The 26,526-nt window shown below is 43.4% G+C and carries 26 protein-coding genes and 1 riboswitch; of the genes, 25 read left to right on the forward strand and 1 reads right to left on the reverse strand.

Annotation, left to right across the window (positions count from 1 at the left end):
* Positions 1-82: 82 nt before the first annotated feature.
* The 4 genes from U2P91_RS13220 to U2P91_RS13235 are packed head-to-tail and all read left to right on the forward strand — an operon-like array spanning position 83 to position 7,692.
* Positions 83-1,084: an ATP-binding protein gene (locus U2P91_RS13220; RefSeq protein ID WP_111889804.1), complete on the forward strand. Its 1,002-nt coding sequence runs from the start codon at positions 83-85 to the stop codon at positions 1,082-1,084.
* Positions 1,071-3,137 carry a magnesium chelatase subunit D family protein gene (locus tag U2P91_RS13225; protein ID WP_322519785.1) on the forward strand — a complete coding sequence of 689 codons (2,067 nt, stop codon included), beginning with the start codon at positions 1,071-1,073 and terminating at the stop codon, positions 3,135-3,137. The genes U2P91_RS13220 and U2P91_RS13225 overlap by 14 nt, the downstream gene beginning before the upstream one ends.
* Positions 3,138-3,146: 9 nt before the next feature.
* On the forward strand, positions 3,147-6,623 hold the full coding sequence (locus U2P91_RS13230) for a cobaltochelatase subunit CobN (protein WP_111889243.1): 3,477 nt from the start codon (positions 3,147-3,149) through the stop codon (positions 6,621-6,623).
* A gap of 13 nt (positions 6,624-6,636) precedes the next feature.
* Positions 6,637-7,692: a radical SAM/SPASM domain-containing protein gene (locus U2P91_RS13235; RefSeq protein ID WP_111889244.1), complete on the forward strand. Its 1,056-nt coding sequence runs from the start codon at positions 6,637-6,639 to the stop codon at positions 7,690-7,692.
* Positions 7,693-7,779: 87 nt separating this feature from the next.
* Here U2P91_RS13235 and U2P91_RS13240 read toward each other — a convergent pair whose 3' ends face one another.
* The gene (locus tag U2P91_RS13240) at positions 7,780-8,241 is read right to left on the reverse strand and encodes a EutP/PduV family microcompartment system protein (protein ID WP_111889805.1); all 462 of its coding nucleotides are present in this window, start codon (positions 8,239-8,241) and stop codon (positions 7,780-7,782) included.
* Between the two features lie 146 nt (positions 8,242-8,387).
* A riboswitch (cobalamin riboswitch) is annotated at positions 8,388-8,573 on the reverse strand.
* Positions 8,574-8,750: 177 nt separating this feature from the next.
* Here U2P91_RS13240 and modA point away from each other — a divergent pair.
* The 21 genes from modA (at position 8,751) to U2P91_RS13345 (ending at position 26,514) form a co-directional block, all read left to right on the forward strand.
* Positions 8,751-9,545, forward strand: a complete 795-nt coding sequence (gene modA / locus U2P91_RS13245; protein WP_111889245.1) for a molybdate ABC transporter substrate-binding protein — start codon at positions 8,751-8,753, stop codon at positions 9,543-9,545.
* Between the two features lie 8 nt (positions 9,546-9,553).
* Entirely contained in the window at positions 9,554-10,375 is an 822-nt protein-coding gene (locus U2P91_RS13250) for an ABC transporter permease (RefSeq protein ID WP_111889246.1), read from the forward strand.
* Positions 10,372-11,133 (forward strand): ATP-binding cassette domain-containing protein, encoded by a 762-nt coding sequence (locus tag U2P91_RS13255; protein ID WP_111889247.1) that lies wholly within the window; start codon positions 10,372-10,374, stop codon positions 11,131-11,133. Before U2P91_RS13250 ends, U2P91_RS13255 begins: the two co-directional genes overlap by 4 nt.
* A complete protein-coding gene (locus U2P91_RS13260; protein WP_111889248.1) occupies positions 11,108-11,326 on the forward strand; it encodes a heavy-metal-associated domain-containing protein in 219 nt (72 codons plus the stop codon). The genes U2P91_RS13255 and U2P91_RS13260 overlap by 26 nt, the downstream gene beginning before the upstream one ends.
* Positions 11,327-11,340: 14 nt before the next feature.
* Complete coding sequence (modD, locus tag U2P91_RS13265; RefSeq protein WP_111889249.1) at positions 11,341-12,186, forward strand: ModD protein; 846 nt, start codon at positions 11,341-11,343, stop codon at positions 12,184-12,186.
* Between the two features lie 81 nt (positions 12,187-12,267).
* On the forward strand, positions 12,268-12,765 hold the full coding sequence (locus U2P91_RS13270) for a C-GCAxxG-C-C family protein (RefSeq protein WP_111889250.1): 498 nt from the start codon (positions 12,268-12,270) through the stop codon (positions 12,763-12,765).
* Positions 12,766-13,133: 368 nt separating this feature from the next.
* A complete protein-coding gene (locus U2P91_RS13275; RefSeq protein ID WP_111889251.1) occupies positions 13,134-13,421 on the forward strand; it encodes an ArsR/SmtB family transcription factor in 288 nt (95 codons plus the stop codon).
* Positions 13,421-15,949, forward strand: a complete 2,529-nt coding sequence (locus tag U2P91_RS13280; protein WP_111889252.1) for an FAD-dependent oxidoreductase — start codon at positions 13,421-13,423, stop codon at positions 15,947-15,949. Before U2P91_RS13275 ends, U2P91_RS13280 begins: the two co-directional genes overlap by 1 nt.
* Positions 15,950-16,220: 271 nt before the next feature.
* On the forward strand, positions 16,221-16,949 hold the full coding sequence (locus tag U2P91_RS13285; protein WP_111889253.1) for an ABC transporter ATP-binding protein: 729 nt from the start codon (positions 16,221-16,223) through the stop codon (positions 16,947-16,949).
* A 4-nt stretch (positions 16,950-16,953) separates the two neighbouring features.
* A complete protein-coding gene (locus U2P91_RS13290) occupies positions 16,954-17,874 on the forward strand; it encodes a SufB/SufD family protein (RefSeq protein ID WP_111889254.1) in 921 nt (306 codons plus the stop codon).
* Between the two features lie 290 nt (positions 17,875-18,164).
* A complete protein-coding gene (locus U2P91_RS13295; protein ID WP_111889255.1) occupies positions 18,165-18,533 on the forward strand; it encodes a NifB/NifX family molybdenum-iron cluster-binding protein in 369 nt (122 codons plus the stop codon).
* Between the two features lie 2 nt (positions 18,534-18,535).
* Positions 18,536-18,838 carry a BMC domain-containing protein gene (locus tag U2P91_RS13300; protein ID WP_111889256.1) on the forward strand — a complete coding sequence of 101 codons (303 nt, stop codon included), beginning with the start codon at positions 18,536-18,538 and terminating at the stop codon, positions 18,836-18,838.
* Positions 18,835-19,689: a 4Fe-4S binding protein gene (locus tag U2P91_RS13305; RefSeq protein WP_111889257.1), complete on the forward strand. Its 855-nt coding sequence runs from the start codon at positions 18,835-18,837 to the stop codon at positions 19,687-19,689. The genes U2P91_RS13300 and U2P91_RS13305 overlap by 4 nt, the downstream gene beginning before the upstream one ends.
* A complete protein-coding gene (locus tag U2P91_RS13310) occupies positions 19,667-20,533 on the forward strand; it encodes an ATP-binding protein (protein WP_111889258.1) in 867 nt (288 codons plus the stop codon). Before U2P91_RS13305 ends, U2P91_RS13310 begins: the two co-directional genes overlap by 23 nt.
* Positions 20,534-20,711: 178 nt before the next feature.
* Positions 20,712-21,080 (forward strand): NifB/NifX family molybdenum-iron cluster-binding protein, encoded by a 369-nt coding sequence (locus U2P91_RS13315; protein ID WP_111889259.1) that lies wholly within the window; start codon positions 20,712-20,714, stop codon positions 21,078-21,080.
* 31 nt (positions 21,081-21,111) lie between these two features.
* Positions 21,112-21,471 carry a DUF134 domain-containing protein gene (locus U2P91_RS13320; protein WP_111889260.1) on the forward strand — a complete coding sequence of 120 codons (360 nt, stop codon included), beginning with the start codon at positions 21,112-21,114 and terminating at the stop codon, positions 21,469-21,471.
* A 43-nt stretch (positions 21,472-21,514) separates the two neighbouring features.
* Positions 21,515-22,726: an iron-sulfur cluster carrier protein MrpORP gene (locus tag U2P91_RS13325; protein WP_111889261.1), complete on the forward strand. Its 1,212-nt coding sequence runs from the start codon at positions 21,515-21,517 to the stop codon at positions 22,724-22,726.
* Positions 22,727-23,014: 288 nt separating this feature from the next.
* Entirely contained in the window at positions 23,015-23,539 is a 525-nt protein-coding gene (locus U2P91_RS13330) for an FmdE family protein (protein WP_111889262.1), read from the forward strand.
* Positions 23,540-23,596: 57 nt separating this feature from the next.
* Entirely contained in the window at positions 23,597-24,685 is a 1,089-nt protein-coding gene (locus tag U2P91_RS13335) for an ABC transporter substrate-binding protein (RefSeq protein ID WP_111889263.1), read from the forward strand.
* Between the two features lie 4 nt (positions 24,686-24,689).
* Positions 24,690-25,772, forward strand: a complete 1,083-nt coding sequence (locus U2P91_RS13340) for a FecCD family ABC transporter permease (RefSeq protein ID WP_111889806.1) — start codon at positions 24,690-24,692, stop codon at positions 25,770-25,772.
* Positions 25,759-26,514, forward strand: coding sequence for an ABC transporter ATP-binding protein (locus tag U2P91_RS13345; RefSeq protein ID WP_111889264.1), 756 nt, complete (start codon positions 25,759-25,761; stop codon positions 26,512-26,514). The genes U2P91_RS13340 and U2P91_RS13345 overlap by 14 nt, the downstream gene beginning before the upstream one ends.
* Positions 26,515-26,526 lie beyond the last annotated feature (12 nt).

The following is a 26,526-nucleotide window of genomic DNA, read 5'->3' on the forward strand; positions in this document are numbered from 1 at the left end:
GGTTCGTCGTTTTCTACTCATGTGTATAGTTTATCTTATTTTCTGGATTTTGTGTCCAACTATTTGTGGACATTATAAAACGATGAAAAAGGCTTTGGTTCTCAATATCATCAATCCCCTTTTGGGTGGGGTATTAATTAGAGGGGAAAAGGGAACGGCCAAATCTACTGCGGTTCGGGCACTGGCGGATTTATTGCCGTCCCGTAGTCAGGTGGAAGGCTGCCCCTTTAGCTGTGATCCCCGGGAACCGGCCAATATGTGCAGTGATTGTCTTAACAAATATCAAAACCAGGAAACCTTTGTGGAGGTTTTTGGACGGATGAAGGTGGTGGATCTACCAGTCAGTGCTACCGAAGACCGGGTGGTGGGCACCCTGGATATTGAACACGCCATCAAAAAAGGCGAAAAGAAATTTGAACCGGGAATTCTGGCTCAGGCCAACCGGAACATTCTTTATGTCGATGAGGTAAATCTATTGGATGATCACATCGTCGATGTGCTGCTGGATTCTGCTGCAATGGGCGTGAACACCATTGAGCGGGAAGGGGTTTCTTTTTTTCATCCCTCACGGTTTATCCTGGTCGGCACCATGAACCCCGAAGAGGGGGATTTAAGACCCCAGCTGTTAGATCGGTTTGGGATGGTGGTGGATGTGATTGGTGAACGTAATCCTGAAAAACGGATTGATGTCATTAAAAACAGACTGGCCTATGAAAAGGATAAGGAAGCCTTTGCCAAACAGTTTACGACCGACCAGCAGGAGCTACGGGATCGCATTCTTATGGCGAAAAAGCTGCTCGAAAAGGTCAGCTATAGTGATCAGATGCTAGAGATAGCGGTAAAAATCAGTATCGAATTGGAGGTGGATGGTCATCGGGCCGATATTGCGATGATCAAAACCGCCATGACCATTGCCGCCTTTAAAGGTCAGACGGAGGTTGCTCCAGCCGATATGCAAGAAGCCGCGGAGCTGGTCTTGCCCCATCGCCTGCGTCGTACGCCGTTTGAAGAAGGCATTTACAATTTTGATCAGGTTGAGCAAATCATTAGTGCCGTCGGGAGTGCTCGCGATGCTGTCGTATAATTCGTTGCGGGACAGCGATCCCGGGAGAAGCCGGCCAGTTGTGGAGGAATGCCCGATGAATAAAAAAAACCTGAAGCAGATCGGACACCAGGATCGGCCTGCTTATCGCTTTCCTTTTGTCGCCGTCATGGGACAGGAAAGGGTGAAAAAAGCGCTGATTCTCAATCTGATTAATCCGCTGATCGGCGGGGTGCTGCTTTCGGGAGAAAAGGGTACCGCCAAGTCCACTCTGGTTCGTAATCTCGGTCAGATTACCCCGAACATGGAGGTGGTGGATTTACCCTTAAATGCCACCGAAGACCGGGTGATTGGTAGTATTGATATTGAAAAAACCATTTCTCAGGGTAAGCGAGCTTTTGGCAGCGGGATCTTAAAAAAGGCCCACAAGAACATCTTGTACATCGACGAGGTCAATTTGCTCAGTGAGCACATCGTTAACAGTATTTTAGAGGTGGCCGCATCCGGGGTGAATCATATTGAGCGGGAAGGTATTTCTTTTGAACATCCCGCCCGGTTTGTACTGATCGGAACCATGAATCCCGAAGAAGGCTTTTTACGGTCCCAGTTTCTGGATCGGTTTGGACTCTATGTGGCGGTGGAGGGGTCGAAGAATCCGGTTGAGCGAAAAGAGATTGTCAAACGGCGTCTGGCTTTTGAACACCATCCGGCTAGCTTTGTTAAAGCCTGGGAAGAGGACACCGAGATTTTAAAAAACCAAATACTTGAAGCCAGAAAGAATCTGGAGGCGGTAAAAATATCGGAAACGGTGTTAAAGCTGACTGCTGATATTGTTAACGAGGCCTATTGTGCCGGCAATCGGGCGGAGCTGATGATGATTGAAACGGCCAAAGCTCTGGCGGCTCTGGCAGGACGTCAGAATATTAATATCGATGATATCAAGGAAGCTGCACAGCTCGTTCTGCCCCATCGCAAACGGGAAAAGCCCAATGATCCCCAGGAACCGGATGAGCAAAATGATGAAGCACCGGAGCAACAACCAGAAGAAAAAAAACAAGAAAACCCGGAAAAAGATCAAAACGATGCTGAGGATGACAGCACCGATCAATCCGATCCGGAGGCCTCAGAAGCGCCTGATGATAATGATAAAGACAACGATGACAATGATGACAATGATGCGGAGGATTTGGAGCAAGAAGAAATCGAGCCCCCGCAACAACCGGATCTGAGTGAGCTGCTGGATCAGATTGACGCCATCGGCCGAACCTTTATGGTGAAAAACTTAAATATTAAGGTGCTTGACCGCAAAAAAAGAAGGGGCGAAGGCAAACGGCTTAAAACAAAAACCGATGCCAAAAAAGGGCAGTATATCAAAAGTGCCCTGCCCCGCAATACGATTAATGACCTGGCCTTTGACGCCACCTTACGGGCGGCAGCGCCCTATCAGCGGGTGCGGGAAGCTAACGGCCTGGCACTGATCATCAAAACCGAAGACCTGCGCGAAAAACTGCGGGAAAAGCGCACCGGCAGCACCATTGTTTTTGTGGTCGATGCCAGTGGTTCCATGGGTGTCAAAAAACGAATGGAAACGGTAAAGGGGGCGGTGGTATCACTGCTTACCGATGCCTATCAGAAACGGGATCGGGTTGGGCTGGTATCCTTTCGTAAAAAAGACGCTGAGGTACTACTAAACATTACCCGCAGTGTCGATATGGCCGAGAAATGCCTCCGGGATTTACCCACTGGCGGCAAAACCCCACTGGCCGCGGGTTTATTAAAGGGTTATGAAGTCATTAAGAACGAACAGCGAAAAAATTCGGATCTGTTGCCGATTCTGGTGCTGGTTTCCGATGGACGAACCAATGTCGCACTGGGTGAAGGGGATTCCTTTACAGAAGCCCTGGAAATGGGCAAACGGATCGCCGGGGAGGGTGTCCAGATGATCGTCGTGGATACTGAGGTGGATTTTATTAAACTGGGTCTGGCCAGGAAGCTGGCCGCCGCTATGGGTGCCCGTTACTACCGGATTGAAGATCTGGAAGCGGATGTGCTGGCTGAAGCTGTCCGGGATCTTTCCAAAGAATCGTCATTTTAGGGGGAAACAGTGAGTAATCAAGCGAACAGACGGATAAATAAAAAACAGAGCGATTTAAAACAGACCAATGGCGTCAGGGCGTCCGCCCACCAAGAAGGCAAATTAAAATCAGGCGAGCCAGCTGATTCCGAAAATTTTTCAAAACGCGTTCGGGATGGTATCTTTCATCCCGATACAAAAATTGTTTTTTCGAGCTTGGCGGCTTATCAGAATTGGTATCGTGGTTTGGACGATGCCCAAATGGTGGTAGGCATTCTAACCCACTACGAAAACTGGATTAAGAAAAAAGCGGCGGTGGAGGAAGCCTTAATTCGGGAGTTGGAGGTTCAGGGGATTCGGGTGATCCCGGTTTTTAGTTATTCGTCAGCGGATGAAGAAAGTGGGGTAAAAGGGTTTAGAACCATTATCAGCGATTATTTTTCCAGCAATGGAAAACTCAGCATTGATGGACTCATTAATTTTCAAATGCAGGCCGCTACCGGAAATACGCAATCCGGAGACTTGTTTTCTCAAAGTGTGGCTGTTTTTAAGGAAATGAATATCCCGGTTTTTCGGCCGGTTGTCAGTCGGCTCCAGAATCAGCAGCAATGGGAAGCGAATTTAGCCGGTCTTTCGGCGGAAATATCCTGGGCCTTTACCACCAGTGAAATGATGGGGATGATTGAACCGATTATTATTGGTACCCGCAAAGATACTCAGGATATGCTGAAGATGACGCCGATTCCCGAGCGGATTTCGCGGCTGGTTGCCAGAATTATTCGACGCATTGAACTTAAAAAGGTGAAAGCTGCTGATAAAAAAATCGTGTTAATGCTACACTGTTCACCCTGCGCGGGCGTTGAAGCGACGCTGGGATCAGGGGCCGGGCTTAATGTCTTTGAAAGTGTGGTGCGGATGTTGAAAACCTTGAAAGCCGCAGGCTACCAGATAACGGACATTCCCGCCGATGGACCGGCTCTTAAAAAAATGATGCTGGATAAAAAAGCCTATCAGGATTTTCGTTGGACCACGGTTGAGGACATTGTCAAGGCTGGCGGTGACATCTATCGGATGCCACTGTCCGGCCGGGGCGGATACAATCAATTCTATGAGAACTTGGACCCGCTGCTCAGAGCGTCGATGGAAGCAGCCTGGGGACCACCGCCCGGGGAAGGGATGGTTTTCGAGAATCAGCTGGTCATTACCGGGCTGAATTTTGGCAATGTGTGGGTGATGCTTCAGCCCAAACGGGGCTGTTATGGCCCGAAATGTACCGGGGAAGTCTGCAAGATTCTTCATGATCCAGCCTGCCCGCCGCCCCATCAGTATCTGGCCACCTATCGCTATATCGATGAGTTGTTAAAGGCCCATGCCGTAGTTCACGTCGGAACTGCTGGCAGTTTGGAGCATTTGCCGGGAAAAACCAATGCGTTGTCAGAATTCTGCTGGCCGGACGTGGTGATTGGCAATCTGCCTAATTTTTATTGCTATAATGCCGCCATCGGCGTCGAAGGCGTGGGTACCAAGCGCCGTAATTATGCGGTGGTGCTTGATTATCTGCCCAGCTGTCTCAATACCGATTATACCCGGATTGAAGTGATCAATGAGTTGGGAAACTACCTGGAGGCGGTTGATGTTCAAAGTCAGCAGGTTGAAGTGATGCAGAATAGCATTGAAAATCGCATCAATCAGACACCGGAATATTGCAAAATCGTTGAAAAAGAAGTGGCATTTTTAGAAGGCGTAAAAAAACTCAAGGGTTTACTAACTCAGTCCATCACCCATTCCTTTGAACAGGAGAATCATATTTGGGGAGAGGTTCCCAAACTCAGTCATCAGGTATCCTATATCAAAGAATCAATTGATGGAACCAGCTTGTATGCATCGCTGGTGAAAAAAGACTGTATCGATGACTATACCTATCATTCGGAAATGTTGTTGTTGATTTCTGGTTTGCTCAGCCCGACTAAAACTGCAGAACTCCAGTCGCACCCCAGTGATGTGATGGTACCGGGCATTCTGGAAGCGGCGGTGCTGGAAAATGAAATAAAAAACAACCAAAGCAGTTTGATGAGTGTTGAAAATGAATCAAGGGCCCTGATCGAGGCCTTGATGGGGGATTACATAGAGCCGGGGCTGGCGGGCTCACCCCGGGATGGACTGGGGCGGATTATGCCAACCGGGCGAAATTTTTACTTGATGGATACCCAAAAAGTTCCCACCAAATCGGCCTATGCCATTGGGGTGGAAATGGCGGATCAATTAATTCGTCAACATCAAAAAGACACCGGACAATTTCCCGAAAAGGTGGCCATGAACATGATTTCCACCGACATCTCGATGACCAATGGAGAACAGCTTTCTCAGGTTCTGGCCTTATTGGGCGTTACACCGGTCTGGAATGAATCGGGGATTGTGATGGATGTCAAGGCGATTCCATTAGAAGCACTGGGACGGCCGAGAATTGACGTGATCATCCGGATTTCCGGCGTTTTAAGAGATTCCTATCCCGATCTGATTGCCTTGATGGATCAGGCAGTGCAAATGGTGGCTGTGCTTAACGAACCAGAAAGCTTAAATTTTGTTCGCCGCAATGCCTTAAAAACAATCAATGAACTGGCAGGAACAGAAGAAGTGGCCCAGGAAACGAGGTGGCGGCGTGCCACCATGCGGATCTTTGGCGACAAGCCGGGAACCTACGGCTCTGGCGTAGATCTGGCCTTAAAAGCCAGTGCCTGGGAGTCGGAAGATGAGTTGGCCAAGGTGTTTACCTCATTTTCGGGTTATGCCTATGGCGATGGTTTAAACGGAGCGGTGTCCCATAAAGAATTTGTGGATAACGTTAAGTCGGCGGAGCTTGTTTTTGAAACCTCAGTGAGTAATCGGTATGACCTGCTTTCATCTGGCTATAGCGCTTCGGTGATCGGCGGTTTTAACATGGTCAAAAATCAGTTTGATCAGGATGCGCTCAAACAATATCACGGGACCTCCAACAATAAAGAAAAGGTAGTTATTACAACAATGGCAGATGAGCTCAATCGCATTGTCGAAGGCACCTTATTTAATCCGCTCTGGAACCGCTCAGTAATGGACAAGGGCTATCGTGGTGCCGCCGAGGTAATGCGAAAGGCGCAAACCATTTTTAGCTGGAAGTGTACCACCAAAAATGTTGATGACAGGGCTATTGATGAAATCGTTAAGACCTATCTCGGTGATCCGGAAATGGCAAGCTGGCTTAGCCAGGAGAATAGCTTTGCCATTGAGGAAATGTCAAGACGATTTCTGGAGCTCCACCAACGACAAAAATGGAATCCTAGTCTCGAGGCATTAGAAATTTTAACAAATATTTATATGAAAATTGAGGGTGATATGGAAGAGCTGATGGAAGAATCCCAGGGTGATTACCAGGGCGGGACAATCGAAATTGTCGGTCACCAGGATGTGGAAGCATGGAACAAAAGTATTCAGGAAGTGGATGCCCTGTTCGATTCAGAGAAAAGTCTGTAAAAAGAAGTGATGGGTGAGATCACAATTTTTAAGACGTGTAACGGAGGTGGTTATTATTTCAAAAGAAAGTGTGCTAATTGTCCTTTGGACTACCGGTCGCTGTAATCTGGCCTGCGAATACTGTTATGCCGGTTTAACCCATCTAAAAGCGGATATGGATTTTGAGACCGCGGCTCAGACGCTGGATCTGTTTTCCGATCATTATATGAAAATTCAGTTCGCCGGGGGAGAACCGCTGCTGAACTACCCTTTAATCTGTCAAGTGGTTTCTTATGTGAAGGAAAAAAATTACAATGCCAGCTTTCAGATGCAGACCAACGGCATCTGCATTACCCCGGAGATTGCCGTGGGCCTGAAAAAAATGAGGATTGCCTTAGGGGTCAGTCTTGATGGTCCCCCGGAGGTGAATGAGTTTACCCGGGGAAGGACAAGAGACGTGATTGCCGGGATTGGGTGTCTGGCTAATGAAGGAATCAAAATCAATCTCAACAGCGTGGTGACCAGTCACAGCATCACACAGCTTCCCAAGCTGGTCAGTTTCGCCTATTATTTGGGTAATGTAGGCGGGATTGGCCTTGATTTATTGCGGGATGCAGGGCGCGCCAGAGACCAGCGGGCGATCATCAAAAAAGCCACCCCAGAGCAAATCAAGACAGCGTTGACGAAAATGGTTGAGACTGCTGAGGAATTATATCGGCTGACTGGTAAAAAAATTGTGATCCGTGAGGTTCATGAAGCGAAGCAGCGGTTGAAAATGACCTCGTGCAACAAGGAATACTGTTATGCATCCTGCGGTAGATCCTATGTCGTGCTGCCTTGTGGCGATGTTTACCCTTGCGGATCACTAATTGAAAATCCGAAATATTTTATGGGGAATGTGGTAAAAGCGCGCCCCTTAAAAAACGTTGTCATTGTAAAGGCAGAATCGCAAGGCTGTAAAACATGTGACTATTATAGCATCTGTCCCGGGGGCTGTCCCTCGCGCCTGATCTTAAATGATGAAAAAAAACAGGACACCTCGCTGGACTGCGTGTTAAAAAAGGCCGCCTTTGAGCTGGCCAGACAATAACAAGGCTTGGTGAAGTGGGAAACGATTAAGACGCAAGTTTAGCAATCATATCGCTGTTTGAAAGTAAGTCTACGGCAGGTCGTTTGCTTAATGATCAAAAGCGACATACGCCTGAATAACCGTCTTAAGTTCAGAGACCCCTTCGCCGGTCAATGCACTTACCGGGTGAATCTTATCAGGGTGGACTCCGGCATAAGTCAGGTAGCGTAGACTTCGCTTGAGGTTACAGTGTTTATGATCAATTTTGGTAATAACCCCAATTACGGGGATGTTATAGGTACAGACAAAATTAGGTGGAACCGAGTTTTGGTGATCGGTGCTGGAATTAATTAGAATAATCAGCCCCGCATCACAGGTTACATTAATGGCCTGAGGACGAAAACAGGGTAATTCAACAAATTCGCCAGGGGTATCAATAAAATGATCAGAATAACTGACCTGCTGGGTTTTCCCATAGGTAATAAATTCATTGGTCAGCCGTAAAAATAGGGTGGTTTTACCGCTACCGATCCGTCCGATGAGGGCGATGCGATTTTTATTATTGGCCATAAATAAATCCTCCAGTCTGCAAAAAACAAAAAAACCTTTTTTAAAAAAGGTTTGCAAATACGGAGTTGTTTCCGTGACGCCTGCAGTTGATCGGTGGGGCGTCATTTCGTTTTATTCTCACATTTTGCAGCCTTCTTTGAAGCTTCAAACAGATCGTGTTTTGACAAAAATATCCTGACTCAGAGGGACATCATACACACAGCCTTCTTGGTTAACCCAATGACTGAATGCGTCCATATTCTTCTCCTTACAGTAGCAAAGAAACTGTCGCGGATTTTTACCGCGTTCCTTTTGTAAACACTTTTTCTAGTTTATTATAGTCTAAAATCGGTCAATAATCAAGCACCTTGATCATTTTTAAAAGGACCAAGGATTAATACAAGTGAAGAAATTTGGCTGCTTGCGAAGAAAAAGGGTTGGTTACTTGACATATGCCAATAACCTATTATATAATTCAAAACATATCTAAACGTTACAAAACAATACTAAAGTAATGAAAAGGAGATGTGATGAAGAGCGTTAAGAATTGGTTAGTGGTATTATTGGTAATGGGAATAATTATCAGCTTGGTATCAGGTTGTAGCAGTAAGGCTGACGGAGCGCAAGAGAAAGTTGCTGAAAGTCAAAGTCTCGCTGGTCAAATCTTGTTTGTGTACTGTGGGGCTGGCATGACCAAGCCTTTCGGGGAAATTGCCGATAAATTCAAAACAGAAACCGGTTGTGAAATGGAAGTTGTTTATGCCAATGCGGCCCAGCTTCAGAATCAGATTAAGACAACTGGTGAAGGGGATTTGTTTATTGCCGGCTCCGCTGATGAATTGGCACCAGTTAAAGATTTTGTTACAAAAAGTAAAGAACTGGTCAAACACATCCCTGTATTGGCTGTAAAAAGCGGAAACCCACTGGGAATTTCCGGCTTAAACGATCTAGCAAAAGAAGGGGTGGAAGTTGTGCTGGGTGATGGCGATGCCACGCCAATTGGTAAGATTGCCAATAAAGCGTTAACAGATCTGGGGATTTTAAGCAATGTCAATGTCATTGCCCGGGCAGCCACAGCACCGGAAATATTTAATGCCCTGTCCGTTGATGAATGCGATGCGATTATTGTCTGGAAAGAAAATGTGACTGGTTCCGCCACCGAAATTGTCAAGACAACGGATCTGGATACCTATGTCAAAAAAGTTCCGGCGGCACAATTAAGCAGCAGTAAAAATACCGAAACACTGGATGCGTTTATGACATTCTTAGATTCGGATTCTGCAAAAGCGATATGGGAAAACTATGGATACGAAGTAGTTAATTAAACGATCTGATGAGGGAACGATTTTCAGTATTTAGTTTATTTGAAATCATTACAATCGTCATTACGGTCATAGTTATTAGCTTTACCTCAGTACTGATAGTGGCAATCGTCTTAAAAGGGTTACCCTATTTGGGTCAGGCATTTTATTCAGAAGAAGTGCAATTCGCTGTTAAAATGAGCCTGTTCACCGCAAGTATATCCACAATCATTTGTATGGTGCTCGCCATTCCCACCGCATATGCATTAACACGGACTGCGTTTCCCTTTAAAAAACTGTGTCAGATGATGATTGAACTGCCATTATCGATGCCCTATCTGGTTTTGGGTCTTAGTTTATTAATTATTTTTTCGTCAGACTTTGGTAAGGCCCTTAAAGAGTTGGGATTTAAGGTTGTCTTTGATAAAAATGGTATCATTATTGCTCAAACCGTTGTCAATCTTCCCTATGTAGTCCGATTTATTCGGACCGCATTTGAGGAAGTTGATGAGCGACTGGAGTTTATTTCCGGCAGTCTGGGAGCGACGAAGTGGGAACGCTTCATAACCATTACCTTACCGCTATCCAAGAATGCCATTATCACAACTATTATTTTAGCCTGGTCAAGGGGCCTCGGCGAATTTGGGGCGACGCTGATGTTAGTAGGAGCCACCCGGATGAAAACAGAAACCCTGACGACATCCGTTTATTTAAATCTGGCAACCGGGGATACCGGTGCTTCCATGGCATCGGCAACAATTATTCTGATTATTTCGCTGATTTCTCTTTTTCTGACCAACTGGATTGGCAGGAAAAATCCCCAGGAGAGCAGGATGAAGGACGTGAACCGATGATTAATACAATGGTTGAAATTAAAGACTACTCCATTAAATTAGGAACCTTTCAATTGAATAATATCAATTTAAACATTCGTGAAAAAGAAATCTTTGCCGTGCTGGGCAGAACCGGATCAGGTAAAACTGTTCTGCTGGAGTCCGTGGCCGGTTTTTATCGGAAATTCTCTGGTGAAGTGTGCATTCAGGGAAAGCCGGTAGTCAAAATTCCTTTAGAGAGGCGGCAGATTGGTTTTGTTTATCAGGATTTCGGTCTGTTTCATCACATGTCTGTTTATGAGAATATTACTTATGGATTAAAAATTCAAAGAAAAGACAAGGCCTATAAAAAAGAAATGGCTGATAAAATGGCTGAAATCTTGTCCATCGGCGATATCTTGAATCAGTATCCGGGAACCTTAAGTGGGGGTGAACGTCAAAGAACGGCCCTTGCCCGGGCACTGATTCTTAATCCAAAATTGTTGTTGATGGATGAGCCCTTTTCATCCTTAGATCCGGCCACCAAAGAAATGATGTATCAGCAAATTAAAGAAATTCATAAACTATTTGGCTGTACTATTTTATTTGTAACCCATGATTTTAATGAGGCGCAAGTAATGGCTGATCGGATTGGCATTATGGTTAAGGGTGAACTACGGGGGGTCCGTAAAAGTACGGACTTGTTTAAAAACTGTCAGGATCAGGAAGTTAACCAGTTTTTATTGGGACGATACGAGAAAGGAGGAGCCGTGCATGAAAGAGTTTGCTTTGCAGGTTGAGGGCATTATGTGCCCAAAATGTGTTAAAAAAATCAAAGAGACATTACTAAGTAAGGATGGTATTGATGATGTTGGGGTTAGTGCGGATTTTACGACAGTAACGGTAAAACTAGATGAAAATAAAACGAATGCTTTACAGATTGGCAGTATTATTGAGAAAATAGAAGATAAATCATTTAAAATAATCAATTGAACATGGGGGAAGATATGGCGTTTATAGCAATTAATGAAATCGACCGGCTGATTAATGAGGATGTTCCTTATATTGACTTGACCAGCTGGACACTGGGGATCAGAGAGCAGGAGGCTCGGATTACTTATTTTACACGAGAAGACGCGGTTGTGTGCGGAACCGAAGAGGTGCGAGCGGTTTTTGATCGGATGCATATTGAGATGGATCATATGGTTGTTTCCGGAGAGAAGATTACCGCTGGTTCAGAGCTGATCACAGGAATCGGTCGGGCTGAGGATTTGCATATGGCCTGGAAAGTAGGACAGAATATTCTGGATAATTGTTCGGGAATCGCAACAAAAACACGAAAAATGGTAGATGTTGTTAAATCTTATAACCCGAATATGGCCGTTCTGACAACCCGAAAGGGTTTTCCCGGGACCAAAACCCTGGCGACCAAAGCCATTATGGCGGGTGGCGCCATGCCTCATCGGTTGGGTTTGTCTGAAACCATTCTTGTTTTTAAACAGCATCTGAATTTTATCGGTGGATTTGAGGGTTTGATCGACAAACTTCCGCAAATAAAAGCGGAATGTTGTGAAAAGAAAATCATTGTTGAAGCAACAACGCTGGAGCAGGCAGTTAGTCTTTGTCAGGCTGGAGTAGACGGCATCCAGTTTGACAAAATGAGTGCAGAAGAGCTGACTGGGGCAGTGGAACGTTTAAGAAAAGAGTTTCCATCCGGTATTTTATTGGCGGCCGGCGGAATCAACGAGACGAATATTTCAAAATATGCCCAAACAAATGTAAATGGGATCATTACAACCAGTTTATACAGTGCCAAGCCCATTGATATTGGTGTTAAAATAGACAGAAATTAAAAGTACTTACACATTGAAACCAGAAAAATTGGAGTAAGCATTTTTAAAAAAGTTCTAAGAAGGAAAGGCATGATAGATTAAATGAGACATCAAACAAAAGAAAAGACATCATTAAACGACAACCAGAGAAAAACGCATTCTGAAATAGCCCGGAACCTTTTTAGGCAAGGGTATAATTGTTCACAGTCTGTTTTTCTGGCGTTTTGTGATGAATGTGGATTGGCGTTTGAAACGGCTGCCAAATTAAGCTCATCTTTTGGTGCCGGAATGGGGCGGCTCCGGGAGGTTTGTGGTGCAGTCACGGGGATGTTTATGGTCGCAGGGCTCCTCTACGGCTACACCGATCCAGAAGACCAGAGCGGCAAAGCAGAGCATTATCAGCGGATTCAATTGCTTGCAAAGGCGTTTGAAGATCAGAATCACACGATTATCTGCCGGGAGCTTTTGGGACTTGAAAAAGGAAAAGACAACCCAACGCCGGAACAGCGGACAGAAGCATATTATGCGAATCGTCCCTGTGAATCATTGGTGGGAATGGCGGCAGAAATTATGGAAAAATACATTAACGAAGAAAATTAAAAATCCTTTGCTGGGTATCAATTATAACGCGGATCAGTTGGATAAAGAAATATTTAATAAGGTAGTTATTATTAAAGTATGAGAAAAGCCGGAAAATCAGGTTAAGCGCTAGGGCCACCTGAATAATCCGGTTTTTTTGTTATCTTCGAAAAATGACTCACACCAGTGCTTAAATCCATTTTGAATATTGATACTCAGAGCTTAAATAGGATTTTTAAAAAAGCTCGTTTAGATTAACAGAGTGTTTAAAGATTCTAAATAATGGTATATAAGTAAAATTAATAAAATTAAAAAAACACTTGACATATTAATATGTTATAATATAATGGTATTGACATTATCTTAACAGAGTTGATTGGAGAAATCTAATGGAAATGAAACCGAAAGATTGTGATGAACAGGCTGAAATATTAAAAATTTTAGGAAATCCGATTCGATTATGTATTGCCAGAGGTTTAATAAAAAAGGGCAGTTGTAATGTGACTTATATGGAAGAATGTCTTGGGGTATCACAATCATCGATTTCTCAACACTTGTCAAAATTAAAAAGTGCTGGGATCGTTAAAGGATACCGTTCCGGAACTGAAATTTATTATGAAGTAGTATCAGAAAGTGCAAAAAAAATAATTAATGCAATATACGAGGAGGAAAATTGATGAAAAAGATTTTGATTGTTGGAGGCGTTGCCGGTGGTGCGACTGCTGCTGCCAGATTGCGACGTTTAAGTGAAGAAGATGAGATTATTCTGTTTGAACGGGATGAATATATTTCTTTTGCCAACTGTGGTTTACCCTATTACATTGGGGATGTGATTAAAGATCGCAAGAAATTATTGGTTCAAACCGTCGATGGTATGTCTAAACGCTTTAATTTGGATATCAGAAATTTTAGTGAGGTCGTTGCGATTGACCCGGTTGCTAAAACTGTCGAAGTGAAAAATCATCAAACAGGAAAAACATACAACGAAAGCTATGATAAGTTGATTCTATCCCCCGGGGCAAAACCGATTGCACCACCGATTCCCGGATTGTCAGAAGCAAAAAATATTTTAACGCTAAGAAATATTCCGGACACAGATAAGATTAAAGCGGTTGTTGATAGCGGCAAGGTAAGACGGGCTGTTGTTATCGGCGGTGGTTTTATTGGTGTCGAAATGGCCGAAAATCTGCAAGAACTGGGTGCCAATGTAACCTTGGTGGAAAAAATGAACCAGGTCTTAAAACCCCTGGATTTTGAAATGGCGCAACTGGTGCATCAGGAAATCAATGCTAATTGTGTAAATCTGATTTTAGGAGATGGGGTCGATCATTTCCAAAAACAGGGCAGTGAAGTCGTTCTGGAAAGTGGTCGCGTACTGGAGGCCGATCTGGTCATTTTAGCTATTGGTGTGGTTCCCGATAATATGCTTGCCAAACAGGCAAATCTCAAGTGCGGGCTCCGTGGTCATATTGTCACGACACAAAACTACGAGGTACTCAGCGGGGTAGATGAGAGTGTTTATTCGGATATCTTTGCTATTGGTGATGCCATTGAAGTTAAAGATTTTGTGACTAAGGATCAAACCGCCATTCCACTGGCGTGGCCTGCTAACCGACAGGGGCGGGTTGTAGCGGATTACATCAATGGAAAAACAATTAAAAATTTTGGAATCCAGGGAACTGCGGTAGCAAAAGTATTTAATAAAACCATTGCTTCAACGGGAAATAATGCGGTACAACTGGATATGAAGAAAATTGACTATCAAATTGTGATGGCCCATCGTGCCAATCACGCGGGTTATTATCCTCATGCAACCAATATTGCCTTAAAGTTGCTTTACGATCCTAAAACGCTCAGCATTCTGGGGGCTCAGGCCGTTGGACAGGAAGGAACCGAAAAACGAATCGATGTGATTGCATCAGCCATGAAAATGGGGGCTACCGTTCTTGATCTTCAAGATTTTGAGCTTTGTTATGCACCACCTTTTTCATCAGCCAAGGATCCGGCTAACATTCTCGGTTATATTGCAGAAAACATTGAAGATGGGGTATACAAAACCGTTGAATGGCACGAAATTGATGCAATTGTCGAAAAAGGCGGATTTTTGCTGGATGTGCGCTCACCAGTCGAAGTCAGTGCGGGTGCCATTAAAGGTTCTGTCAATATTGAGTTGGATAGTTTAAGAGATCGTATTGCTGAGATTCCCATTTCAAAGGATACACCCATCTATGTCACCTGCCAGGTCGGTCAACGTGCTTATCTTGCCATCCGAATATTAAAGGGTAATGGCTTTACCAACATCTATAACTTGTCTGGTGGATATAGTACATACCGAACCGCTCATTACAAGTTGGCGGAGTTGGATTTTAATATTGGGGCGTGTATCGTTAAAAAAGTTGACTCAGATGACGGTGATGTTGACCAGGGCGGAAGAGGAAGTGATGGTGAGCAGGGTGGAACCGGAAATGATGTGATTAAAAAAAAAGTTGATGTAACTGGACTCCAATGCCCGGGGCCACTGATGGCCACTTATGACGCCATAAAAAGTGTCGAATCCGGTGATCTGGTTCAGATTATTGCCACTGATTTTGGATTTGTCAGTGACATAAAAAGCTGGTGTGAAACCAATGGACATACGCTGGTTTCTCAGGAGACAAAAGGGAAAAGCTATATTAGCATTATTAGAAAAGGTAGCGAGGGTGAAGCCTGTAGTTTGATGCCGGCGATATCGACTCAAAAAAATGCAACGTTGGTGGTTTTTAGTGGTGAGTTGGACAAGGTGCTGGCATCAATGATTATTGCACAGGGTGCGGCAGCCCAAGGAAAAAATGTGACCCTGTTTTTCACCTTTTGGGGACTTAATGCACTGCGAAAAAGAGATGGAAAAGGCCGCAACAAGACCTTTGTTGAAAAAATGTTTGGTGCAATGATGCCCAAAGGCGCGGGCAGATTGCCACTTTCGATGATGAACATGCTCGGCGCAGGACCAGCTATGATCAAAGGCATTATGAAGAAGAAACATGTCGATGATTTGGATACCATGATTAAAAAAGCTCAAAATGCCGGAGTTCGTTTTATCGCCTGTACCATGAGTATGGATCTGATGGGGATTAAAGAAGAAGAGCTTATTGACGGGATTGAATATGCCGGGGTAGGAACTTACATCGCCAGCAATGAAAATGCCGGGACAACCTTATTTGTCTGATTTAAGCACTTTAATTAGCTAACATAAGAATACATAAAAAGGATTGAAGTTTAACTTTAGTCCTTTTTTAGGTTGATGGCCCTTTAACATTTGGTACAGTTAAAAAATATGAATTTTGTTTTTTATATTTCAGTTAGAAATATATCCAAACGAAGTAATAAGTGGTAAAATAAAAAGTGAAAATAAGAAGTGTCTGGAAAATGCCTTTGCATTGACAAACAAAAACCATGATTAGCTTAAAAACTTTGAAAGAAAAAGGTAAGGAGAAAAAATGCTAAAGCTTGAAAACATTTCATTTGAAGTTGAAAATGAGAAAGAAATTTTAAAAAATGTCAACCTAACCATTGAAAAAGGGAAATTTATCGCCATCACTGGACCAAATGGCGGCGGGAAGTCGACGCTGGCCCGAATTATTTCTGGTGTTTTAAAACCAACCCGAGGGAAAATCACCTTTTATGGTGAAGATATCACTGATTTATCGATTACCGAACGAGCCCAAAAAGGGATCAGTTTCGGTTTTCAACAACCGATCCGCTTTAAAGGGATTACTGTTCATGATCTGATCAATATTGCCAAAGGAGAAGATCTTTCAGCTCTGGAAGCAAGTCATTATTTATCGGAAGTGGGTCTTTGTGCCAAGGATTACATCCACCGGGAGTTGGATGATAAACTGTCCGGGGGCGAAATCAAACGGATTGAAATTGCGACGATCATCGCTCGAGATACCGCATTATCTATTTTTGATGAACCGGAAGCGGGCATTGACTTATGGAGTTTTAATCATTTAATTGATGTTTTTATGAAGATTCATAAAAACAAAGAGAAATCAATTGTTATCATTTCCCATCAGGAGCGTATCCTGGATGTGGCAGATGAGATCATTGCGATGGTTGACGGAGCAATAATTGTGCGAGGCGCCAAGGAAAGTGTATTGCCGGAATTGCTCCATTGTGAAAATCCTGAAAATTGTGCATATTGCCAGGATATCGTGGAGGCATAAAGAAATGAATGAGATAGCAAAAAAATTACTAAAAGACGTGACGGGGCTGGAAGACATGCCTAAAGGTGCCTACAATATTCGTGAAAACAGTAAAACGGTATCCAGACAGTCCAGTGAAAACATCGAAATTGTAGGAAAAGAAGACAAGTCCGGGATTGACATTATCGTTAAACCCAATACTAAATCCGAAAGCGTTTTTATACCGGCTTTGGTTTCTTGTGGTGGGGTTTCGGACCTTGTTTATAATGATTTTTTTATTGGAGAAAATGCCGATATCACGATTATTGCAGGATGTGGTGTCAGTACTGGCGATAGCTGTGATGGTTCTGAGCATAATGGGATTCATCGATTTTTTCTGGGTAAAAATTCCCGAGTCCGATATGTAGAAAAGCACATCGGTGTGGGAACCGGCACTGGAAAACGGGTTATTGATCCGGTAACAGAGGTGGTGCAGGAAGAAAACAGTTATATGGAAATGGAAACTACCCAAATCAAAGGGGTCGATTCCACCAGACGGTTTACCAAGGCGAACCTGAAAGTGGGCGCTACCCTTGTGATTAAAGAAAAACTGATGACCCATGGGGAACAATTTGCAGAATCAAAATTTGAAGTGGATATGGATGGGGAAGATTCCCGTGTGAACCTTATATCGCGTTCCGTTGCCCGGGATTATTCAAGGCAAACCTTTATCTCGAAAATAAGCGGGAATACCCGATGTATGGGTCACTCCGAATGTGATGCCATTATCATGGATCATGGCGTGGTGAGTGCGATCCCGGAAATCACGGCTAATAGTCTGGATGCAGCCCTGATTCATGAAGCTGCCATTGGTAAAATTGCCGGAGAGCAGATCATTAAGCTTATGACTCTGGGTCTCACAGAAAGCGAAGCAGAAGCAAAAATTATTGATGGTTTTTTAAATTAACGGCGATAGAACCTTAAAAATAGTGGTGTTGGCAGATTTTAAAGGCAGATACTAAATAAAGTATGAAATGATTAAAACTGATTTCTCAAATCGTGAGAGATCAGTTTTTTTTTAAGTGCGCAGCGGTTCGGGATTATCAAAAGGATAAATATGACCAAATGTTTTGGTTTTAAGTCGTTTACGGTGAAGAAATATAAAAGGTATGAGAAAAGATAATTGTTGACATATGTTTTTAAAGGAGTATAATGGTTATTAAAGACATATGTCAATAAAAAAACAAGGAGATATCGATGAAAATTGCAATACCAGCTGATGAACAAATTTTAAATAGTGAAGTGTGTATGTCCTTTGGACGTGCACCATATTTTTATATTTATGAAACACTGACAAAAATGGGACACTTCATTGAAAATACGGCAGCAAGCAGCCCTGGAGGGGCGGGCGTTAAAGCGGCCCAAATCGTTGTCGATAATCATGCGGATATTTTAATAACACCGCGGTGCGGCGAAAATGCGGCTGAGGTTTTCAAGGCCACCAAACTTGAGATCTATAAGAGTAAGGTTGGTTCAATTCAGGATAATATTAATGCTTATCTGGATGAAAGATTAACGGTTCTGGACCAGTTTCATGCCGGTTTTCATGGGGTTAGCGGAGCTTGACGATGAAAATTCAATTGATCAATGGCGTGTCTCAAGGAACAATGGGGATTATTTCCCGAAAAATTGGAGAAAAAAAGCTCGTTGAACGTATTCTTCAAAATGAATTCGCAGCAGTTGGATTATGTCAGGGAGATGTTATCAGCATCCTGGAAGCCAGTGACATTGCTGAAAAAACATCAGATGTTGTGGTAACTGAAATTTCTGGGGTGTGTCCTCAGCATATTATTTGTCTGGCAATTCTGGGTGATATCACATCTGTCGAGACTTCTCTGGCGGCGATAGAAAGTAGGTTGATGAGTAAGTGAAATTAGCAGTACTCAGCGGAAAAGGCGGGACCGGAAAAACTCTGGTGTCGGTTAATCTGGCAGCAGTAGCAAAAGAATCTGTTTATGTGGATTGTGACGTTGAAGAACCAAATGGTCATTTGTTTTTTAAACCAACAGATGTGAAAACAAAAAAGGTAGTGAATAAAATTCCTGTGGTGGATGAGGATCTTTGCCTCGGTTGCCGAAAATGTGTAGACTTTTGTAAATTCAACGCGCTCGCCGCGATTGTTGATAAGCTACTTGTTTTTGATGATATTTGTCACGCCTGCGGGGGCTGTATCATGCTTTGTCCGAGCAACGCTTTGTCTGAAAAAGATAAGGTTATTGGAGTAATAAATTCAGGTGTTTCCGAAGCCGTCAAGGTCATTTCTGGGGTTTTAAATACCGGTGAAGTATCGGGAGTACCGATTATCAAAGCGTTGTTAAAAAAAATAGCTGATGAAAAAAGACTGACCGTGATTGACTGCCCACCAGGTAGTGCATGTGTGGTGATGGAAAGTATTCGCGATGCGGATTATTGCATCTTAGTAGCAGAACCAACCGTTTTTGGGCTCAGTAACCTGATCTTAGTTCATGAACTTGTGAAAATTTTTAACAAGCCTTATGGGGTCGTAATTAATAAAGGCATGGAAGGTGAGAATTTAATTGATACTTATTGTCTTGAAAATAAGATCAAGGTGTTAAGTAAAATACCTTTTGATTGCGAATTGGGAACGCTTAATTCCGAGGGCGAAATTGCATCAAAAATCGAGCCATACCACAGCATATTTTATGCGTTGCTTCAAGCCGTCATGAAGGAGGTGCAAGATGAAACAATTGCTTATTCTTAGTGGAAAAGGCGGAACCGGAAAAACAACGGTGGCAAGTGCATTTATCAAACTGTCCCAGGCAAAAGTCTATGCTGATTGCGATGTGGATGCCCCTAATTTACATCTTGCGATAAAACAGACCAGTCAGCCTAAGAGAAATGATTTTTTCGGGATGCCAAAGGCGGAAATTAATACAATTTTGTGCGCAAAATGTGACCGCTGTGTCGAAAATTGTCGTTTTGATGCAGTCCAGGTGGTTGACAATAACTATTGGATTGATCCATATCTGTGTGAAGGTTGTGGTGTCTGTGAAATGGTTTGCCCAGTTCGAGCGATCAATTTGAAACCTCATATTTCCGGAGAACTGATGCTATATGATAAGGATGTGATCTTTTCAACTGCTCAGCTCAAAATGGGTAGTGGCACATCGGGAATGCTGGTTACTGAAGTAAAAAAGCAAATGAAATCTATCGATCGCGGTGATGAGCTAGCGATAATTGATGGATCACCCGGAATTGGTTGCCCTGTTATTGCTTCGATCAGCGGGGTGGATATGGTCTTAATTGTTGCTGAACCATCGGTTTCTGGAATCAGTGATATGGAGCGGATCATTAAAACAGCCCAGACCTTTCATACAAAGACGGTTGTATGTGTGAATAAATACGATGCAAACTTAAAAAAAACCAAAGCGATTATCGATTATTGTCAAGCTCACGACATTCCATATGTGGGAAAAATACCTTATGATAAAAGTGCTGTTGAAGCGGTAAATAATGGATTAACGCTGGTCGATGTTTTTTGTGAGGCTGGCGCTGCAGTTCAGGTAGTGTTTGGTAATACGATGGAAATGTTATTAAGAAATTAAGCTAAGAGCACGTTTAGAAAAAAATAAATCAACAGGTAATGAAGATGAATAGCATGGAAAAGCAATATTGTTATTGACATATGCCATTCATGTATTATAATAATGCTGTTGATAACAGAGGTTAATGATCTTAATAACAAAAAAATCAATAACAACAAACATAATCGGAGGAACTATTATGAAAATTGCATTACCAACACGAGAGAACTTAATTGATGGCCATTTTGGTCACTGTGAGTATTATACGGTATTCACCATTGATGAGCAAAGCAAAGAAATATTGAGCCAGGAAATAATTGCTTCACCAGCAGGATGTGGCTGCAAATCCAATATTGCCACAACACTTAAAGAAATGGGCGTAGAACTTTTGCTCGCTGGCAACATGGGCGAAGGGGCTGTAAATGTACTTAAAAAGTCTGGCATCGAAGTTGTCCGGGGGTGCGCCGGGAATGTTAAAGAAGTGGCGCTAAGCTGGTTGGCTGGTTCTGTTATGGATTCTGGCGAAATGTGTCATGCCCATGAAGCTGGTCATGAGTGCCAGCACTAAGTCAATCAATTTGGATAAGGAGAGTTAGTTTATGTCCAGACCGGTAAAATGGAAAAAAGTCTGTTGTTTACCAGAAACGGATTTGTTTGGACCCCTTAATGCAAAAAACAGGGAAGATGGAATTATTACCATGTCAGTAGAAGAGTACGAAACGATCCGCTTGATTGATCTGGAAGGTATGCTTCAGGAAGAGTGTGCAGAAAGTATGCACGTGGCACGAACTACGGTCCAGAAAATTTATAATGATGCCCGAAAAAAGCTGGCTGACGCATTGGTTAACGGTAATGTCTTAAAAATTGAAGGCGGCAATTATAAATTGTGCGAAGAAGGCCAGGAAAATTTCGGCTGCAGCCGATGCCGTAAACAGCGGATGAATGGAAGCAACAATTAGAGTTAAGAAAAAACGATAAAACAAACGAATGAGGAGAATTGTTATGAGTGAAGAATGCAGTCAATCCTGTGGATCATGCGGCGAAGAGTGTGAAGATCGAAAGGTAGATTTTTCAGAACAACCGCATGAGCTAAGTAGAATAAAAAAAGTGATTGGTGTTGTCAGTGGAAAAGGTGGGGTTGGAAAATCGATGGTTACCTCCCTGATGGCAGTTACAATGAGACGAAAAGGCTATCATACCGCTATTCTAGATGCTGATATTACGGGGCCATCGATTCCCAAAGCATTTGGGATCAATGAAAAAGCGATGCCCACAGAATTAGGACTTTTTCCGATATCCAGTAAAACCGGAATCGAAATTATGTCCATTAACCTATTGTTGGAAAATGATACCGATCCGGTGGTTTGGAGAGGGCCGATTATTGCCAACACCGTTAAACAGTTCTGGACCGATGTGATCTGGGGCGACGTTGATTATATGTTTGTGGATATGCCGCCGGGAACTGGTGATGTGCCATTAACCGTCTTTCAATCGCTGCCGGTAGACGGGATTATCATTGTCACATCGCCTCAGGAATTGGTCTCAATGATTGTTGCCAAAGCCGTAAATATGGCAAAAATGATGAAGATTCCGGTGCTCGGTTTAGTTGAAAACATGTCTTACTTTAAATGTCCGGACTGCGATAAAAAGCATTATTTATTTGGTGAAAGTCGCATCGAAGAAGTAGCGAAACAACATGGCATTGAGGTTGTGGCCAAGATGCCGATTGATTCCTCCCTTGCCGGAGCCTGTGATAAAGGGCTGATTGAATTATTTGATAACACCTGGCTGGATCATCTAGCCGAGACGCTGGAAGTGAATTTAGACGAAAATACAAAAGAAAATGGAGAACTAAAAATGAAAATAGCAGTAGCAAGCGATAATGGTATAGTATCTGGTCATTTTGGCCATTGTGAAAGTTTTATGATTTATGATACCGTGGATGGTAAGGTTGTAACGACTGAAGCCGTACCAAACCCTGGCCACAAACCGGGATTTTTACCGGTATTTTTAGATGAAAAAGGTGTCAACGTTATTATTTCCGGCGGAATGGGCGGCGGTGCAGTTGATATTTTTAACGAAAAAAATATTGAAGTCATTACCGGTGCCCAAGGCAAAGCAGAAGATCTCGTTAATAGTTATCTATTGGGAGAACTGGTTTCGACCGGGTCTGTCTGTCACGAACATCAACATCATGATGAGTGTGGCGAATAAATTAAAAATTCCTAGCCAAGTAAAAAAAGCTGTTTATCGGGATCAAAACTAGAATTTAATCATATCCAGTCGTGAAATTAGTATTGACGGCTGGATATTATTATGTTAGAATAATGCTTGTATATACAAGGAGCTGGTGTTTTGCTGAAGCAAAATGTACATCTAAGAAAAGTACGTTGATCCGTATATGTGTTATACTGGGAAAGATTAATAAAATTTATAATTATGTGTCTGAAGACTCACTTTTGTGAGTCTTTTATTTTTTGAAAATTTAAGGAGAAAAGCAAAATGAATCAGAAATTATGGGAAAAATCGGTCGAGTTTCACGGACATCATTGTCCCGGATTAGCCATTGGGGTGAGAGCGTCACAGGAAGCGATTAAAGCGCTCAATGTTTCATTTTCAGAAGACGAGGATGTGGTTTGTATTACTGAAAACGATGCCTGTGGGGTTGATGGGGTACAGGTTATTTTAGGATGTAGCGTAGGAAAAGGTAACCTGCTGTTTAGAAACCGCGGAAAACAAGCCTTTTCATTCTTTAATCGCAATACCGGCGAAAAACTCAGACTGGTTTTAAAAGCGCTACCAGAAATGGAGCGGGATGAAATGGAAGCCTATATCTTAAATGAACCAGATGCCAGCAAAATCTTTGACTTTAAAACCCCGGATTATGAATTACCAGAACGGGCCCGGATTTTTCAGAGCGTGATCTGTGAAGAATGTGGCGAAAAAACCGCTGAGCATATGATTCGCCTGGAAAATGGCAAAAAAGTCTGCGTGGATTGCTCCAATCCCTACACTCGAGGTTTTTAAAGAACGCCTTTGCGGTTAGAAGAGAACTAAGGCAATAATTTGAAAGAGGTGAAACGAATGAAAAGAATCGTTGCAGTTTTATTGAGTTTAATGATGATGGTAACTTTTGCGGCCTGTACCAATACAATAGCAGAGACCACTGAGAGCGAAACGACCACAAAGGTTGTGACCGATAGTTTGGGCCGACAGGTGGAAGTGCCGGCCGAGATCACCAGTGTGGGTTCACTTGGTGTTATGCGGCTGTTAACTTATATGGATGCGGCCGATTTGGTGACTGGTGCAACGGATATGGACAACGTTCAAGTACTGACCCGTCCATACACGTTGGTTAATCCCAATTATGCAAGTCTGAAACAGATTGGTCAGGGCGGTGCCGGTGGAATTGTCCCCTTTGACGAAGAAATCATCAAATTGGCACCTGATGTGATTTTTGTGGTATCCGACTACACCCAGACCGATGAATTGCAGGCAAAAACCGGTATTCCTGTGGTGGCGGTAGCGAATCCCGGGCTGTTTGATGGAAAAATGGATGCTTCGATCGATATTATCGGCCAGGTACTGGGCAAAGAAGATCGTGCCAACGCAGTTAATGAATTTATGGATGCGGCTCAAAAAGATCTCAATGACCGGACCAAGGATATACCAGAAGCCAGTCGTATTACTGTCTACAACGGCGCTTTGAATTTTAAAGGCAAACACGGTTTTGATGGCACCAGCGGGAACTATGGACCCTTTGTGGCAATCAACGCTAATAATGTCGTCGATCAAACGGGACAAAAGACGGCATTTACTGTGGATCTTGAGCAGGTATTGGCCTGGAATCCGGAGATTATTTTCCTTAATCCAGAGAACATGGATCTGGTCAATGAACAGTATACCCAGAATCCAGACTTTTTCAACGCACTCAAAGCGGTTCAGGACAACAAGGTTTATACTCAATTGGCATATAACAATAACTATACCAATGTTGAGATTGCCTTGGCTGATGCTTATTATGCAGGAACTGTTGTTTATCCTGACAAGTTCAAGGATATTAATATTGAAAAGCAAGCTGACGAAATTTTTGAGTTCCTGCTTGGTGAAAAATTGTATGCAAAATATGTAGCAGCAGGTCAGGGCTTTGGTCCGCTGACAATTGGTAAGTAAAAAAATGGACAACAAAAAAAAGACGGCTTGCGGAGTTAACTATGATCAATACGTTCACCGCAAGGTTTTGACCATTGTAACTCTGGTGGTGTTGACATTTCTAACCGCTCTTTTTGCTATATCTGCTGGTTCAGCTGATATTCCGGTCTTGGAAGTACTTAAGGCACTGTTCGGATTTGGAGCGGCCAAAAACGTGCTGGTTACCGTCAATATCCGGTTGCCGCGAATTCTGATGGCGATTGTCGGAGGGATTGGGCTGGCTGCTGCTGGCTGTGTCATGCAGAGTATTTTAAAAAATCCGCTGGCATCGGCATCAACTCTGGGTATTTCCCAGGGAGCTTCTTTTGGCGCCGCGATTGCGATTACCTTTTTGGGTGGCGGAACCGTGATGGGAAATACCGCCAGTGCCGTGACCGTTAATAACCCCTATTTAACGAGTATGTGTGCATTTGCAGCGTCTATGTTTGTCACCCTAGTAATCTTAGGACTATCCAAGGCCCGGAAAGCTTCGCCGGAAACCATGATTCTGGCCGGGGTTGCACTCAGCTCGTTGTTTGCCGGAGCGACAGCACTGATTCAATATTTTTCCTCAGATGTTCAGATGGCTGCCATTGTATTTTGGACCTTTGGGGATCTGGGGCGGGCCAGCATGCAAAATATCCAGGTAGCTGCCGTGGTTACTGCTGGAGCACTGATTTACTTTATGTTTAACCGCTGGAATTACAACGCCCTCGAGTGTGGCGAACATACGGCTACCGGGCTGGGGGTCAATGTATCCCGGGTTCGGCTTATCGGAATGACGGTGGCTTCTCTGACAGCGGCAACGATCGTGTCCTTTGTGGGGATCATCAACTTTATCGGTTTAATTGCCCCTCATATTATGCGTCGTTTTGTGGGCAATGATTATCGCTACTTATTACCGGCATCAGCTTTAACAGGAGCTTTGATGCTGCTCGTCAGTGATACATTTGCTCGTCTGATTGTCTCACCAATTATTCTGCCAATCGGGGCCATTACCTCATTCCTTGGGGCTCCGTTATTCTTATATCTCATATTTAAAGGAGTTGGTCATAATGCTGAAAATTGATGCCTTAGAATTTGGCTATCGATTCAACCGAAAAATTTTGGATCACATTAAATTCGATGTAAAAAATGGCGAATGTGTGGCGATTTTAGGTAACAACGGGGCTGGGAAAAGTACCATGTTAAAGTGTCTGAATAAGATTATCTCACCCCAAAAAGGCCGGGTGGTGGTAAATGAGGTGGACATTCTTAAACTCAATCGTCTGGATATTGCAAAGAACACAGCTTATGTTGCCCAAAAAAGCGAAGGCAGCCGAATCACCGCTTACGATGCTATCTTGTTAGGGCGAAAACCCTATATCAAACTGGCGCCCAAAAAAGAAGACTATGAAATTGTCGAAACAATTATAGAAAGTATGGATTTAGAAGCGTTCTCATTGCGTTATATTGACGAGTTAAGCGGCGGGGAATTGCAAAAGGTGATGATCGCCCGGGCCCTGGCCCAGGAGCCGAAGGTTTTGCTTCTGGATGAACCCACCAGTTGCCTTGACCTTAAGAATCAGTTGGAGGTCTTAAAACTGATCCAGAGCATTACCAAAGAAAAAGAAATTGCCGTTGTCATTGTGATCCATGATCTGAACCTGGCACTGCGGTATTGTGACCGGTTCCTCTTTCTCAAAGACACGGAAATTTTCTGTTATGGCGGAATGGATGTGATGACCTCCGAAAACATCGGTGCCGTTTATCAGGTCCCGGTAGCTGTTGAATCGTACCAAAATCAGAAGGTTGTGATTCCTTTAACCTGAAATAGGCAAAAA

It is taken from the genome of Acetobacterium sp. K1/6, assembly GCF_034438075.1.
GTDB classification, from domain to species: Bacteria; Bacillota; Clostridia; order Eubacteriales; family Eubacteriaceae; genus Acetobacterium; species Acetobacterium carbinolicum.

Coding starts and splice junctions, on each gene's coding strand:
- U2P91_RS13250 (WP_111889246.1), top strand. CDS start 9,554: ATGAGGGAACGATTTTCAGTATTTAGTTTATTTGAAATCATTACAATC.
- U2P91_RS13310 (WP_111889258.1), top strand. CDS start 19,667: ATGAAACAATTGCTTATTCTTAGTGGAAAAGGCGGAACCGGAAAAACA.
- U2P91_RS13255 (WP_111889247.1), top strand. CDS start 10,372: ATGATTAATACAATGGTTGAAATTAAAGACTACTCCATTAAATTAGGA.
- U2P91_RS13280 (WP_111889252.1), top strand. CDS start 13,421: ATGAAAAAGATTTTGATTGTTGGAGGCGTTGCCGGTGGTGCGACTGCT.
- U2P91_RS13295 (WP_111889255.1), top strand. CDS start 18,165: ATGAAAATTGCAATACCAGCTGATGAACAAATTTTAAATAGTGAAGTG.
- U2P91_RS13285 (WP_111889253.1), top strand. CDS start 16,221: ATGCTAAAGCTTGAAAACATTTCATTTGAAGTTGAAAATGAGAAAGAA.
- U2P91_RS13300 (WP_111889256.1), top strand. CDS start 18,536: ATGAAAATTCAATTGATCAATGGCGTGTCTCAAGGAACAATGGGGATT.
- U2P91_RS13290 (WP_111889254.1), top strand. CDS start 16,954: ATGAATGAGATAGCAAAAAAATTACTAAAAGACGTGACGGGGCTGGAA.
- U2P91_RS13225 (WP_322519785.1), top strand. CDS start 1,071: ATGCTGTCGTATAATTCGTTGCGGGACAGCGATCCCGGGAGAAGCCGG.
- modA (WP_111889245.1), top strand. CDS start 8,751: ATGAAGAGCGTTAAGAATTGGTTAGTGGTATTATTGGTAATGGGAATA.
- U2P91_RS13260 (WP_111889248.1), top strand. CDS start 11,108: ATGAAAGAGTTTGCTTTGCAGGTTGAGGGCATTATGTGCCCAAAATGT.
- U2P91_RS13270 (WP_111889250.1), top strand. CDS start 12,268: ATGAGACATCAAACAAAAGAAAAGACATCATTAAACGACAACCAGAGA.
- U2P91_RS13325 (WP_111889261.1), top strand. CDS start 21,515: ATGAGTGAAGAATGCAGTCAATCCTGTGGATCATGCGGCGAAGAGTGT.
- modD (WP_111889249.1), top strand. CDS start 11,341: ATGGCGTTTATAGCAATTAATGAAATCGACCGGCTGATTAATGAGGAT.
- U2P91_RS13240 (WP_111889805.1), bottom strand. CDS start 8,241: ATGGCCAATAATAAAAATCGCATCGCCCTCATCGGACGGATCGGTAGC.
- U2P91_RS13345 (WP_111889264.1), top strand. CDS start 25,759: ATGCTGAAAATTGATGCCTTAGAATTTGGCTATCGATTCAACCGAAAA.
- U2P91_RS13315 (WP_111889259.1), top strand. CDS start 20,712: ATGAAAATTGCATTACCAACACGAGAGAACTTAATTGATGGCCATTTT.
- U2P91_RS13340 (WP_111889806.1), top strand. CDS start 24,690: ATGGACAACAAAAAAAAGACGGCTTGCGGAGTTAACTATGATCAATAC.
- U2P91_RS13320 (WP_111889260.1), top strand. CDS start 21,112: ATGTCCAGACCGGTAAAATGGAAAAAAGTCTGTTGTTTACCAGAAACG.
- U2P91_RS13330 (WP_111889262.1), top strand. CDS start 23,015: ATGAATCAGAAATTATGGGAAAAATCGGTCGAGTTTCACGGACATCAT.
- U2P91_RS13335 (WP_111889263.1), top strand. CDS start 23,597: ATGAAAAGAATCGTTGCAGTTTTATTGAGTTTAATGATGATGGTAACT.
- U2P91_RS13275 (WP_111889251.1), top strand. CDS start 13,134: ATGGAAATGAAACCGAAAGATTGTGATGAACAGGCTGAAATATTAAAA.
- U2P91_RS13220 (WP_111889804.1), top strand. CDS start 83: ATGAAAAAGGCTTTGGTTCTCAATATCATCAATCCCCTTTTGGGTGGG.